Origin of the sequence: Nocardioides thalensis (assembly GCF_013410655.1) — a bacterium.
Classification (GTDB): Bacteria; Actinomycetota; Actinomycetes; order Propionibacteriales; family Nocardioidaceae; genus Nocardioides; species Nocardioides thalensis.
Map to the genome: position 1 here is coordinate 3,658,147 of NZ_JACCFP010000001.1, position 13,194 is coordinate 3,671,340.

General features: G+C 70.8%; 11 protein-coding genes. 4 read left to right on the forward strand and 7 right to left on the reverse strand.

The genetic code is table 11. The features are described 5' to 3' along the window. Positions 1–91 precede the first annotated feature (91 nt). The 4 genes from HNR19_RS17805 to HNR19_RS17820 are packed head-to-tail and all read left to right on the forward strand — an operon-like array spanning position 92 to position 4,882. A complete protein-coding gene (locus HNR19_RS17805; protein WP_179669152.1) occupies positions 92–976 on the forward strand; it encodes a glycosyltransferase family 2 protein in 885 nt (294 codons plus the stop codon). Then, on the forward strand, positions 976–2,067 hold the full coding sequence (locus tag HNR19_RS17810; RefSeq protein WP_179669153.1) for a glycosyltransferase family 4 protein: 1,092 nt from the start codon (positions 976–978) through the stop codon (positions 2,065–2,067). The genes HNR19_RS17805 and HNR19_RS17810 overlap by 1 nt, the downstream gene beginning before the upstream one ends. Further along, complete coding sequence (locus HNR19_RS17815; RefSeq protein WP_179669154.1) at positions 2,064–3,566, forward strand: lipopolysaccharide biosynthesis protein; 1,503 nt, start codon at positions 2,064–2,066, stop codon at positions 3,564–3,566. The genes HNR19_RS17810 and HNR19_RS17815 overlap by 4 nt, the downstream gene beginning before the upstream one ends. Beyond that, on the forward strand, positions 3,563–4,882 hold the full coding sequence (locus tag HNR19_RS17820) for a polysaccharide pyruvyl transferase family protein (protein ID WP_179669155.1): 1,320 nt from the start codon (positions 3,563–3,565) through the stop codon (positions 4,880–4,882). The genes HNR19_RS17815 and HNR19_RS17820 overlap by 4 nt, the downstream gene beginning before the upstream one ends. Before the next feature lie 54 nt (positions 4,883–4,936). Here HNR19_RS17820 and HNR19_RS17825 read toward each other — a convergent pair whose 3' ends face one another. From HNR19_RS17825 to HNR19_RS17855, 7 genes are all read right to left on the reverse strand, one after another. After that, entirely contained in the window at positions 4,937–6,010 is a 1,074-nt protein-coding gene (locus HNR19_RS17825; protein WP_343047346.1) for a glycosyltransferase, read from the reverse strand. Then, positions 5,985–7,256: a hypothetical protein gene (locus HNR19_RS17830; RefSeq protein ID WP_179669157.1), complete on the reverse strand. Its 1,272-nt coding sequence runs from the start codon at positions 7,254–7,256 to the stop codon at positions 5,985–5,987. Before HNR19_RS17830 ends, HNR19_RS17825 begins: the two co-directional genes overlap by 26 nt. After that, on the reverse strand, positions 7,201–8,307 hold the full coding sequence (locus tag HNR19_RS17835; RefSeq protein ID WP_179669158.1) for a glycosyltransferase: 1,107 nt from the start codon (positions 8,305–8,307) through the stop codon (positions 7,201–7,203). The genes HNR19_RS17830 and HNR19_RS17835 overlap by 56 nt, the downstream gene beginning before the upstream one ends. Next, the gene (locus HNR19_RS17840; RefSeq protein ID WP_179669159.1) at positions 8,304–9,314 is read right to left on the reverse strand and encodes a glycosyltransferase; all 1,011 of its coding nucleotides are present in this window, start codon (positions 9,312–9,314) and stop codon (positions 8,304–8,306) included. The genes HNR19_RS17835 and HNR19_RS17840 overlap by 4 nt, the downstream gene beginning before the upstream one ends. After that, positions 9,311–10,708 carry a tyrosine-protein kinase domain-containing protein gene (locus HNR19_RS17845; RefSeq protein ID WP_179669160.1) on the reverse strand — a complete coding sequence of 466 codons (1,398 nt, stop codon included), beginning with the start codon at positions 10,706–10,708 and terminating at the stop codon, positions 9,311–9,313. The genes HNR19_RS17840 and HNR19_RS17845 overlap by 4 nt, the downstream gene beginning before the upstream one ends. A 60-nt stretch (positions 10,709–10,768) precedes the next feature. Beyond that, complete coding sequence (locus HNR19_RS17850; protein WP_179669161.1) at positions 10,769–12,511, reverse strand: DUF4012 domain-containing protein; 1,743 nt, start codon at positions 12,509–12,511, stop codon at positions 10,769–10,771. Positions 12,512–12,631: 120 nt separating this feature from the next. Next, positions 12,632–13,039: a hypothetical protein gene (locus tag HNR19_RS17855; protein WP_179669162.1), complete on the reverse strand. Its 408-nt coding sequence runs from the start codon at positions 13,037–13,039 to the stop codon at positions 12,632–12,634. Between the last annotated feature and the right edge of the window lie 155 nt (positions 13,040–13,194).

Consider the following 13,194-nt stretch of genomic DNA (forward strand, 5'->3'; position numbering starts at 1 on the left):
GGCACGCCCGAGCCACCGCACAGACACCTGATGGGATCCTATGAGCTCGGTCCAGGAACGATCGCGCGCTCCGCAGACCGCTCGATCGAGCATGCCGGAGGTCCGACGGACGGTGGACATCGCCATCGGGCTCATCGACTTCAACACGCCTCGGGTGACCGAGGCCGCGGTCACGGACCTGCGGAGCAAGTTCCCCGGCGCGATGATCCTGGTCGTCGAGAACGGCACCACGCGCGGGGAGTACGGCGACGCCGTCGTGATCCGGCCGGGGCGGAACCTCGGCTTCGCCGGCGGTTGCAACCGGCTGATCGGCGAGGCGCGGTCGCGCCGGCTCTCCGCGCTCTGGATCATGAACAACGACTGTGTCGCTCGCGCGGACGCGCTCGGGGTGTACGCCGACGCCGCGGAAGCGGGCGACGCGGACATCTACACATCGGTCGCGCTGCACGGTGACACGGACAGGATCTGGTACGGCGGCGGGGTGCACGACCCGCGCACGCTGCGCCAGCGACACCTCCGGTACGGCGAGGTGTTCCAGGCGCCGCCGGCGGTGGCGAGCTTCCCGACGCAGTGGGCGTCCGGAGCCAACATGTACCTTCCCCAGCGGACGATCGAGCGGGCCGAGCGCCTCGACGAGGATCTCTTCTTGTATCTCGAGGAGGTCGAGTGGCAGCTGCGCAGCCGGCTGACGGTGGTGTGCAGCAACCAGGCGCTGGTCCGCCACCATGCAGGCTCCACCACCAGCGGCGTCTCGACGGACCTGGAGTTCTTCTTCACGGCGCGCAACCGGGTCCGGCTCGCTGGGTCGCTCGGCGGGTCGCGCCGGGTGCGCTTCTGGTCGGCGTGGCTGAGCGACCACGTCGTCCGTCCGGTGGCACGCGGACAGTGGCGCCGGGCCCGAGTCGCGCTGCTGGCACTGCGGTCGGCCGACCTCCCGGGCGCCGTCGCCCTCGACAAGCTTCGCGGGGCCACGTGATGTCGGCGGGTCAGGAGTCGTCACCGGCGAAGCTCTCGATCGGGGTCGTTCTCCCCGGCCTGAGCCGTGCGCCGGCCGGCGGTTACAAGGTGGTCTACGACTACTGCAACGACCTTGCGGGCTTCGGCCACCGCGTCACGATCTACCACGCTCCCCTGTTGGCCGGTGCGCGGAACCGAGCGCGACCGCACCGCGAGCGCCTCAGTGACTTCGTGCGTCACCTGGGAGTGAGACGCCAGCGGCCGCGGTGGCACGCCCTGTCGGGACTCGTCATGGTGAAGAACAGCCCACGCCTGGACGTCCGGCGGATCGGGTACCACGACGTCCTCGTCGCGACTGCTGCCGAGACGGCACCACTCGTGCTCGAGGCGGCGGCAGCGTCCGGCGCCGCGGGAGCCTACTTCATCCAGCACGACGAGCAGTGGGTCGGAGCCGAGCAGCGCGGCGCGAGCTGGCGATTGCCCCTTCAACACATCGTCATCGCGCCGTGGCTCCGCCAGATCTCGGAGGCGCACGGTCATCGCCCCATCCTCGTGCCGAACGCGATCGACACGACCCACTTCAGCGACGAAGCAGGCGAGCGGGACATCGCGGTGCTCGCCATGATCTCCGACAAGCCCTTCAAGCGGCCCGACCTGGTGATCCAGGCGATGAACAGGCTGGCCGCCGACGGTGAGACCTGCGTGACGTTCGGGACGATCGACAGGCCCGCCGCGCTGGACCCTCGTGTCGTTCACCACCGGGAGCCGTCGAGAGACTTGTTGCGTCGGCTCTATGCGAGCGCCCAGGTGTACCTGTGCGCGAGCGACGCGGAGGGGTGGCACCTGCCCCCGGCGGAGGCGATGGCCAGCGGGTGCTCGGTCGTGTCGACCGCCATCCCGGGGGTTCTCGCCTACGCCGACGACGTCGGTCTCTTCGCGCCGGTCGGCGACGGTCCGGGGCTGATCCGGCACACCAGGGCCCTGCTGGGTGATCCCGCTCAGCGGCAGGACCGCGGCGCCCGAGGTGCGGCGCTGATGCGGTCCTACACCCCGGACGACGCCGCGCGTGCCTTCGAGGCCGCACTCCACACCGCGAGGGCGCGCGCGTGACCGTGACCGTTGCCACGCAACGACTCCGCAGGGGTGTGGTGTCGACGTACGTCGTGCGCGCGGTGAGTGTAGGGACCCTCGTCATCCTCTTCCCGCTCGTTGCCCGGTCGGGAGGCATGACCCTCTTCGGTGCCTACCTGCTGTTCACCTGTATCTCGGTGCTGCTCCAGGCCGACCTCGGCCTGGGATCGACGACCGTCACCCGCCTCGCACAGGCACTCCATGCCAGGGACTCCGAGGGCAGCAACCGACTGGCCACCGCATCAGTCGCCATGTTCGCCGGCATGGGCGTGGTCGCGGGCATCCTGTTCCTGCTCGTGACGGCGGCAACCTGGGACTCCCTGGACATCCCGCCATCGGCTCGCCCCAGTGCGGCGTGGATCGCCGTCCTGGCAGGGTCGCAGTGCGTCATCACGCTCGCAGGCGCAGCCAATCGCCACATGCTGGCCGCGGACGACCGACTGGACGTGGCGAATTGGATCCAGGTCGCAGCGGCCGCCGGCCGGATCGTGGGGACACTGATCGTGCTCCGTGTCGACGCTGGGATCGTGTGGGTTGCTGTCGTCGACACGCTCGCGGTGGCCGCGATCGCAGCGGGCACGTGGATCTGGCGCCGCCGTCTCACCCCGGTCCGCGTGGCCCGCAGCGCGTTCGAGCCGCGGTCGTTGCTCGTGCTGCTGAAGTGGAACATGCCGATGCTTGCGATGAGTGTGGCCGCGCTCATCCTCCTGCAGTCGGCGAACCTGCTGGTCTCCGTGACCGCCGGAGTCGCTGCCGTTGCGGTGTTCTCCGCCGGCTTCCGCGTCTACCAGCTGTGCAAGGAGGCCACCGGGGCGCTCGTCGTGGCGCTCCTCCCGCACGCTGCCCGGGTCGCCGACGATGCCGACCAGGTGCGGGCTCTCTTCCTCAGGGCGACCAGATCGTCGAACGCGCTCCTGTGCGCGGCCGCGCTTCCCGTCCTCTCGTTCGGCGACCAGCTCGTGAGCGCGTGGGCAGGAGCTGGCCTGGCCGAGGGCGGGCGCGTGGCACTCTGGCTGGTCGTCGGGCTGCTCGCAGGCAACAACCACCTCGTCGCCCTCCCGATCCTGACCGCAATGGACCGCCTCGGCGTCTTCGTGTGGCTGCACGCCACGTGGGCCGTGACCGCCCTCGCCGCCGGCTTTGCGCTGGGCAGCCTGTACGGGCCTGTCGGCGTCGCGGCTGCCATCTCGATCCCTGCCGTCCTGCTCGAGCCGTTCTACGTCCGTCACACCCTCAGCACCCTCGGCGTCACCTGGTCCGAGTTCGTGCGGACGGCGATCGCACCGCACGCCGTCCTGCTGACCGCCGCCACCATCCCCGCGATCGCCGTGCTCCGTCCCGCGATCGGACCGTCGCCTCACCTCGTGCTCGCGGTCGTCCTGGCGGCCGCGTTGTCGGCGAGCTACCTCGCGCTTTCCGTCCCCCTCGTCCGCTCCATCCCGCGCGCGAGCGCACCGACCGGAGGTGCCGCAGCATGACGACCAAGGTCCTCGTGCCAGGGTTCTACACCTGGGCCAACAAGGGGGACGCCGCGCTGCTGACCGCCTTCCTCCCGTGGCTGTCCACGCACCTAGGAGGTGCCGACTACGTGGTGACCTCCTTCTCCCCGCGGGAGGACGCGGCGTACTTCGGTCAGCGCTTCATCGACATGCCGACCCGGCCGTGGCGGCGCTTCCACCGCGCGCAGGAGCTGGTCGCCAACCGGCTGCCCGGTGGCCGAGCGCTGCTCGCCCGTGCCCGGATCGCGTGGTTCGCGCTCCTGCGTCGCTACCTGTCGACGTGGATGCGACTGTTCCTCCGCGCCCCGAGGACGGCGCGCCTGCTCGTCCCCGGGAACGTCTACCGGGTCGCCCAGGAGGTCGACGCCGCCGACGCGGTCGTCGCCGTGCCCGGGGGCTACCTCAACGCCTATCGGTCGACCAACGACTGGTGGCTGTTCCACCTGCCGACCCTGTGGCTGGCGAGCGCGGCCGGCAAGCATCCGATCCTCGGACCGTGCTCGCTGGGGCCGTTCGACGGGGCGCACGAGCACCATGCGCGTGAGGTGCTCGCGATGGCGCGGCTCGTGCTGGCTCGCGAGCGGCCGACGTACGACCTCGCCCTGAGCCTGGGCGTGGACGCCGCCCGACTCGTGCAGACGCCCGACATGGCGTTCGCGTACGAAGCGCCGTCCTCCCCGTCGGCCGCGGCGCAGGCGGTCCTGGACGAGGTCCGCGCGGCAGCGGGCGGGCGACCGCTGGTCGGGATCTCGGTGCGCGAGCACAACTATCCGGGTCACGTCGACCCGGCGGCGATGCAGCAGACCTACCTGGCCGCGGTCGCGGAGGCGCTGGGCGCCCTCCAGGCCGACCACGACGCGTTCGTCGTCATCGTTCCCCAGACCGAGGAGGACGCCAGGATCGGAGCCGAGCTTCACGATGCCCTCCGGACTCTTGGTGTCGCCTCGCGCAACGTGACCGCGAACCTGTCGCCGACCGATCTTCAGTCGGTCTACGCCGAGCTCCGGCTTCTCCTCGGCACGCGCATGCACGCGAACATCCTCGCCATGACGGTCGGCACCCCGGTGGTCGCGATCGCGTACGAGCCGAAGACGACCGGGATCCTCGAGGCGATGGGCCTCGATCACTGGGGCATCTGGATCGACCGGGTGTCCGGGGGCGCACTCGCGACGCTGGCGGACTCACAGTGGCGCGAGGCTCCGCACAACCGGGTACGCGCGGCCGAGGGCGCGGCCGCTCAGCGCGAGCGTCTCGCCGCGGCAGGGCATCGAATCGCCGACGCGCTCGACTCGTGAGGTCCCGGGAGGCCCGGTGGAGACGACTGCCCGTCCGGCTGGCACCCGCGGTGGCTAGGCAGTCGCGAGCTCGTAGATCGCGCGATAGCGCTCGACGGTACGCCTGATGTCGAAGGTCTGTCCGAGGGCACGTGCCTCGCGCCGCATGGCGGCGTACGCCTCGGTGCCTGATGCGGTCACCGAGGCGATCGCGGTCGCCAGTGCGTGCGGATCCGACGGCGGCACGATGAGCCGCGGATCGGTCGCGGCCATCCTGCAGTCGCCGACGTCGGTCGTCACGACCGGCGTCCCGACGCTGAGCGCCTCGAGGGCCGCCATCGGCAGGGCCTCTCCGTAGGAGCTGGAGAGGACGAGCGCGCGGGCGGACCGGGTCAGGGCGCGCGGGTCGTCCACGCTGCCGAGCAGTCGGATGCGCGACCGAACATCGGCGGGCACCGAGGCCAGGGCCGCATCGATGATCGGCGTACCCTCCGCCACGTCCAGTCCCGCGCAGACGAGCTCGGTGTCGTCGCCGACAAGGGCGAAGGCCGCGAACAGGTTGGCGTGATCCTTCATCTCGTGAGCCCGTGCCAGCGAAAGGATGTAGGGCGCTCCCGAGCGCACGGGCAGGTCAGCCGGCGCAGGGACGTGAACGCCGTTGGGGACGATCGGCACGTCTTCTGCGGTCCACCCTTGTCGGCCGACCCATTCCGCCGCCGTCGGAGAGCACGCCACGACCGCGTCGGCTCGACGCGCGAACGGCCTGAGCGCGCGCACCACCGCCTGCGTGCGCATCCTGTCCCGGGTCCCGTGCCCGGACGTGTGCACCGTCCAGACGTGCGGGATGTCCCGGCCAGCGAAAGCAGCGGCGAGGAGGTTGGACTGGAACAGGTGCGAGTGGAGGACATCCGGGCGGATCCGTCGGACGACCCCACGGAGGCCCGCCGCCAACCGGGCGACGTCGGAGGTGCGTCCGGTGGAGCCAAGATGGGTGACCGAGTCGGCGACCTCGCGGAGTCGGTCGGCGAGGGCGCCCTCGGCGGAGAGCACGCACACATGGGTGCTGAGGTTCGCGCCGGCGTTCGCGGCAAGTGCCTCGATCAGGGTCTGGGCACCGCCGGTGTCACTGGTGTTGACGACGTGGAGCACCTTCAACCGTCTCACCCCCTCGGCGCCAGCCGGCCAGACCTGCGAAGAGCCACAGGACCGCGCCACTGTCGTAGCCGATCGCCAAGGTCGCGACGACGAACCAGAGGAACGTGAGCCACGAGGCGACCCAGCTGCCGTGACGGTCGGCGATGCCTCGCCACAACGCGACCAGCAGCAGTCCGACAGTGAGGATCCCCATCGGCAGCCCAACCTCGGCGATCCACCGTGTCGTCACGCTGTAGACGCCGGTGGGGTACGCGACGAAGGCCATGTCCCCGAGATCGACCGCCCGCGCGGAGAACAGCTCCGACATGCCCCCCCGTCCGACGCCGACCAGCATGGTTGCGAGCTCACCGGCCATGTGGCGGAGCGACACGATGCTCGCGCCCGCGCGGTCGCCCCACGAGTAGTTGTCGAACCGTCCGCGAGCAGTGAGGGTGACGATGCCCGCGACGAGCGCCGCCGGGAGCAGGACGAGGAAGCCGAGCGTGCGGTGGGCCGGACGCAAGCGGGCGACCAGCACCATCGCCACGGGCACAGCGCCCACGACAACCACCCCGGACTGGCTGACGACGAGCGCGGCCGCGCCCAGGACGAGCGCAACGACCATCATCCTGCGCGTGATCGCCTGGCCTGCGAGGGCCACGATCACCATCCCCAGGATCAGGGTGCCTGCCATGAACGACGGCTCGGGATACCAGCCGAACGGACGCTTGACGTAGAGGAGGACCTGCTCCTCGACCGCGCGCACCGACGCGTAGCCCGGCAGCTCGTAGAGGCCCAGGAACGGCAGGGTCCCGCCGATGATGAACACGTGCTGGATGAGCACGAGCACCGCGGACGCTGCTACGCCGACGGCGGCACCCACGGCAAGCTCGCCATCGTGCCCCCTGCGGACCGCTGTCGACACGACCACCGCCGGGACCAGCCACGCGATGAACGTCGCGGCGGAGCGCGCCGCCACCGCGGCGTCCGCGTCGGGCACGAACAGAGCGACCAGTCCCGGGTTGACCAGGGCCACCGCGACCAGGGCAGCCACGAACCCGTCGATCCGGATCTTCGGCCCTACGGCGAGCGCCAACCACAATGCGCCCACCAGGGAGCTCGCCGGCAGGTTCGAGTTCTCGCCGAGCGGCAGCGCGAGGTAGGGGAAGAACGCGAGGACGATCGAGAGCGTGAGCAGTCGCGGCCTAGCCGTGCGCTGCGGACGTCCGGATCGCCTCGACGACGGTCTCCCAGCTGCCACGGGGCGCGGTGGGCTCGACAGGGTGGCGGGCATGGTCCAGATCACCTCCCAGGCAGGTCCGGATGAGGGCCGCGAAGGCCGACGTGTCCGCCGGGTCGACGGCGACCGCACGGACGTAGCCGCGTGCCTGGTCCTCGAGCGCAGGGTTGTCACTGATGATGACGGGCTTGCCGAGGGCCATTGCCCGGGACAGCGGTCCGCTCTGCGCTGCGAACCGACCGTACGGGAGCAGCAGCACGGCACAGTTGGCGAGCAACCAGGAGAACTCACCGGCATCGAGGAAGCGCGGGAGCAGCAGCGACTCGACACCGGCCTCCGCGCGGAGGGAGCCCAGGTAGGCGTCGTCGTGGGCAGCACCCGCGACGACCAGTGGGCAGCCGGCGGCGTTCCCCGCCGCGATGGCGTGGTGGAAGCCCTTGTTCTCGCGCATCTCACCGAGGCACAGTGCGAACGAGCCTTCGTCCAGGCCGTCCAGCTCGGGTGGGCGGGAGAGCTCGGCGGCCGCCGCCGACTCGACCGCACCGAACCCCGGAAGCGGCACCTGAGCCACGTCGCCCACCCCCTGCGACCTCAGCTCCTCGAACTGGGGGGCTCCGTGGACCACGCACTTGAGTCGTGACGCCATGTAGGACTGCATCCGGTCCTGGAACCGCACCCACAGGCTGTTGCCGGTCGCATGGTTTCTCGCGTTGTGCACGAACAGGACGACTGGCGGGAAGAGCGCCCGGAGGGCGCACACGAGCGGAAACCTCGGCTCCTCGAGGAGGACCGATGTGAGCTCGCGGCGATGGCGGAGGAGGAACTGCACCAGCAGCAGGTTCTCCAGCACCAGCGCGACCGCGCTCCGGACCGGACGCGGAAGTGACCACCGCTCGACGTCCGGCAGCACCTCGCGGACGGCGACACCGTCGGCAGTGCCCGCGAGGTAGGCACGGCTCCCCCGTCGCGACACCAGGACGGCTCCGCCGTCGGCGCGGAACGCCGCGCGCGCGATGTTGGCCGCGTGCTCGATGTGTCCGCCGCGGGGCGTCGGACAGACGACGAGCATCATGACGCCACCTCGTAGAGCGCGCGCAACGCAGCTGCCTGGCGGGTCGCGTTGTAGCTGCTGCAGACGAACTCGCGGACCGCCGTGCTCTCGGTCTGCCACACACCGGGATCGCTGAGGCGCCGGACGTGTGCCAGCGCCTCTTCCAGCGTGGTGAAGGTCGAGATCGGGAGACCTCGAAGGCTCGGGATCCGGCGGGCCACCACCGGCGTGCCCGCGGCCATCGACTCCAGCACCGAGATGGGCAGCCCCTCGTAGTGAGCGGTGTGGACCATGATCCGCGAGCTCCCCACGAGGTCCCGCACCTCGGCGGAGCCACGCCAGCCGGTGACGCCCACGCCTGCCGCGGCGAGAGCTGCCTCCGAGTCCGGGTCTCCGGCGCCCACCCATCTCCATGCCGACTGGATGCCACGGCCGATCGCTTCCCCAGCGATGGCGGCGAACAGGCCCGGGTCCTTCTGCCACGCGACCCTTCCAACCGCGACCGCCCGATCCGCCCGCTCGTCGAAGCTCCGGGCGACCCCGCCTGGCTCGACGGCGTGGGGCAGGACGAGGACGCCTGCGGGATCCGCGCCGAGGCTCACCAGCTCCTCGGCCTCGTGGTCGCTCACCGCGCCGAAGGCGGCGGCCCGGCTCACGAGCATCCGCTCAACGAACCGGAAGGCCGCACGCCCGCGGCGGTCACCGCCCAGGTGTGCGAGTGCATGGGGGGTGTACACGACCCGTGCACCGACCCTATCCACCGCGACCCGCCCGACCGCACCTGCGACCGAGGAGTGCAGATGGACGACGTCGGCGTCCCGCCCGGCGGAGCGGACCATCCGGGCGAAGGTCAGCGGGCGGTCGGCATAGGTCCAGCTGAGGTCACCGTTGCCGCCGACCCGCTCACGGTCGTCACGGCGCAGTGCCAGGACGGAGTGGTCGAGATCGGGCGTGGACCGCACGTACTGCGTGATGGCCGACTCGACGCCGGCGCCAACCGCCTGGGTCACGTGGAGGACGCGGGTCACCGCCGGTGCCAACCCTCGCGCCGACGAGCTGGCACCGCCTGGTCGGACTCCTGCGGGGCGTAGCCATAGCCGTAGCCGTAGGTCTTGTTCTTGGCCGGGACCCGGTTGAACACGAGACCGACCAGAGCGGCGTCGACCTGCTCCAGCCGCTCGATCGAGAGCTGCACCTGATCGCGGGTCACCTTGCCGTGGTTGAGGACCAACATGGCGCCGTCGGCCTTCGCCGCCAGGAGCGCGGCGTCGGTCACGGGCAGCAACGGGGGTGCGTCGAGGATGACGACGTCGTAGAGGTCCCGCACGTGGTCCAGGAGCTCGGACATCGCGTTCGACTGGAGCAACTCGGCCGGGTTGGGCGGGATCGGTCCAGCGGCGATGAAGTCGAGTCCCGACGGCTCGTGGACCTGCACCGCGTCCTCGGCCTTGACGCGACCGACCAGCACGCTGGTGACGCCGATCGCCTCGTCGAGACCGAGCCTGGACGCGGCCTTCGGCCGGCGCAGGTCGCACTCGATGAGAAGGGTACGTCCGCCGCCCTGCGCCAGGCTGAGCGCAAGGTTGACGGCGGTCGAGGTCTTTCCCTCCCCGGGGAGGGCGGACGACACCGCGAAGACCTTGTGCTGGGTGTCCACGTCGACGAACTGCAGGTTGGTGCGCAGGACCCGGAACGACTCGGCGCGCGGAGCGTGCGGCTCGATCTGGGTGAGCAATGGCGCCCGGGTGCCCGCTGGATCCTGGACGATCGTCCCGAGCGTGGGTGCGTCGGTGACGTCCGCGAGGTCCTCGGGCGAGCTCACCCGAGTATCGAGCATCTGTCGCAGGACGGCGAGCGCGAACCCGACGAGCAGGCCGACGAGGAGTCCGAGACCGATGTTCCGCACCGGCTTCGGGGAGACCGGCGTCTCCGAGAACGACGCCGCGTCGACGATCGTCGCCTTGATCGGCGCGTTCGTCTCTCCCTGGGGCGTCTCGAGCTCGCGCACGAGGTCGACCAGCTGCTCCGCGTAGACCTGTGCGATCTGTTGCGCACGCCGCGCGTCCGTGTCGGTGACGGTGAGGGTCAGGTTTACTGTCTCCACGCCGACCTCCGCGGAGACCTGGTTGGCCAGCTCTCCCGGATCTGCGTCGATGCCGAGGTCGGTGACCACCCGATTCGCCAGCTCGCGGCTGCCGATCAGGTCGGCGTAGGACTTGACCCGCTGCGCAGAGAACTGGCCTCCGGCGGCGGCCGTCGCCGCGTCCGACTCCGAAGTCGAGATGAACAGGCGGGCGTCCGACGCATAGACCGGCGACTGGAGCAGCGTGTAGGCGCCGGCGGCCGTGGCACACAGCGCCCCGATCAGTACGACCGAGATCCAGCGGCGCCGCAGCACCTTGAAGTAGTCACGCAGTTCCATGTCAGTTCCGTCCCTCCGCGTCGGCCCGAGCCGTGGCGCGTCCCCGTGAATAGGTGGTCATCAGCAAGCTCCCTGGGTGGGAGCGGGTTCGCCCGCGGCGATGCTGGGCGTGACCCGCACGTGCGGGTCGGCGGTCTGGCCCGGGCCGCTGGTCATCGTCCAGGCGACGTCGACGGTCTGGCCGGGTGCGAGCTCGATGTAGTACTGCGCGACCGGCCGGCCGTCCTGGTCGACGCGGAGCGGCTTCAGCGGCCGGTTGTTGAGCGTGACGTCGTCGACGGTGCCACCGGCGGGACCGTAGAGCCGGACGGTGACCCACTGGCTGCCCTTGGGGGCGAGCCCCTCGGTGCCGGTGATGTAACCGGGAAGCTGCTTGGCCTCCTCGGTCGCCGTGGAGGTGAGGCGCATCTTGCCGGCGAAGCCCTGGACGCCGTCGGTGCAGTACGTCGCGTTGACGTCGGTCTCGTAGCGCAGGAAGTAGGACATCTTCGCCGCGGTGTTGTCGTTGACGGTCACGTCGATCTGCGGCGAGGAGTTGTCCACGTCGGTGACGAGCTCGCCCGCGATGGTCGTGCCGCCGAGCTCGGCCTGCTCGGCGTCGTCGAACGAGTGGACGTTGACGCGGCCCTCGCTCGTCGCGCGAGCAAGCGCCTTGATCAGGCCGGTCGGGTTGGTGGCGCCGGCGGTGAACCGGTCGAATGCGGCGGTGGCGACCGCGGCGAAGAACGCGTCCTGCTCGGCCGGGTCCTCGATGCGCAGGTAGACGTTGTGGAGGAGCTCGTCGACGACATTGTCGGCATTGAGCTCCACTCCGTCGATCTCGAGAGGTCCGGTGGCCCCGAGCACGTAGGAGAGGGCGACGGTGTCGAGCGTCAGCACGCCGTCCACCTGATCGTCCGGGAACTCCTGCTCCCAGCGGGCGGCCCACAGCTCGGCGGCCCGCGGCACGTCGGGGGTCATGTTGGAGCTGAGGAAGTAGTCGGTCAGCACGTTGGCGTAGAGCCGGCGCTCTGGGTCCGTCGGCGCCAGCGGGGCGTCCGTGGCCCGGCCGAACTGGGCGCCGGTCGCCTGACGGGTGATCGCGAGCGCGCCGCGGTCGGCGCTGACGAGGGAGACCGCGCCGGGCAGTCCGCCCGTGGCGCGGATCTCCGCGTTGTTCTGGAAGACGAGGAGGTAGTTGCGCGGCTCGTCCTGGCCGAGCATGCCCGGCAGCAGGTCGACCGCGATGCGGGCCGAGGCCATGGCCTCGCGGGCGGCGGCGACCTCGTGCTCGAGCTCGTCGAAGCGATCCGCGAGTCGGCCGACGTAGCCGGAGCTGTCCTCGTCGGCGAGCCGCGCTTCGGCGTCGGCCAGGGCCTGCTCCGCGCGTGCGACCGGCTCCTCGAGCTCGGCGATCGCCTCGACCGGGACCGAGCCGTTCCGCGGCAGGAGCTCGTCCATGCGCTCGTCTACCGCGACGAGCGGCTCGAGGCCGTCCTGCGACAGGTCGTGCACGACGTCGCTCACGAGCCGCACCCCACGGGCGTCGTCGCCGAGGACCGGGAGGGCGGTGAGGAACGACCAGGTCGCCCCCGACGTACCGTCCTGGGCCGCGGCGCTCGCCTGCTGGAGAGCGGCGAGCTCGTCCTCGATGACAGAGGGGTCGCCGGCCTCGACAGCGGCGCGGAAGGCGTTGGCGTGGTCGACGGCGTCCTCGAGGTCGTGGCTGACCTGCCACGCCTGCCAGGCACACCAGGCCACGGCGACGAGGAGGAGCAGTGCGACACCCCCGAGGGCGGCGCGGATCTTGCGGGATGAGAGCACGATGAATCCCTAGGCGACGTACGTCGCACGAGACGTTGAAGGGGAGACGCGAGGAAGAGCCCCGGGCTGGGCCCGAGACCCTCCCCCACGCGTTTCACAGCGGGCCGGAGCCCGCGGCGGTCAGCCCCGTCGGATGACGGTGACAGTCGACGACGTCGAGCTGTCCTTGAAGCCGGGGCCGGAGACGTACTTGACGCCGCAGTCCCAGGCACCGCGCTTGGTGAACGGACCCACCTTGACGTCGGCGTCGCCACCCTTGAGGGTGGCGGAGCCCACGAGCTTGGCGTCGCCCTTGGTGCAGGTCACCTTGACCTCACCCTTGGGCGTGCCGGAGCCGTTCTTCACCTTGACGGTGACGGGGATCTTGGTGGAGTTCCCCTTCTTGACCGTCTTGTCGCCGGCGCTGACCTTCGTTGCCTTGCACGGACCGGAGTAACCGCAGTCGGCCTGAGCCGGGCTGCTGGTGACCCCCACGAGTCCGAGCGAGACCAGTGCTGCCGCGAACAGCGCGACGAGCAGCTTCTTCATGGTGTCTCCCGTGGTTGTGGATGCATTCCCCCACGAGTCGTCATCGTCCGAGCCTGCCGGTTGTTGAGGAGCGCCCCCGGAAAACGTCGCAGGTCGGGACCTTGGTCCCGGGGTGCACGACGGCCGGGAGCGAACGAGTCGCTCCCGGCCGTTGC

Excerpts from the sequence above, each read along its gene's own strand:
- HNR19_RS17845 (WP_179669160.1), bottom strand. The coding sequence starts at position 10,708 with ATGGAACTGCGTGACTACTTCAAGGTGCTGCGGCGCCGCTGGATCTCG.
- HNR19_RS17805 (WP_179669152.1), top strand. The coding sequence starts at position 92 with ATGCCGGAGGTCCGACGGACGGTGGACATCGCCATCGGGCTCATCGAC.
- HNR19_RS17810 (WP_179669153.1), top strand. The coding sequence starts at position 976 with ATGTCGGCGGGTCAGGAGTCGTCACCGGCGAAGCTCTCGATCGGGGTC.
- HNR19_RS17820 (WP_179669155.1), top strand. The coding sequence starts at position 3,563 with ATGACGACCAAGGTCCTCGTGCCAGGGTTCTACACCTGGGCCAACAAG.
- HNR19_RS17855 (WP_179669162.1), bottom strand. The coding sequence starts at position 13,039 with ATGAAGAAGCTGCTCGTCGCGCTGTTCGCGGCAGCACTGGTCTCGCTC.
- HNR19_RS17835 (WP_179669158.1), bottom strand. The coding sequence starts at position 8,307 with ATGATGCTCGTCGTCTGTCCGACGCCCCGCGGCGGACACATCGAGCAC.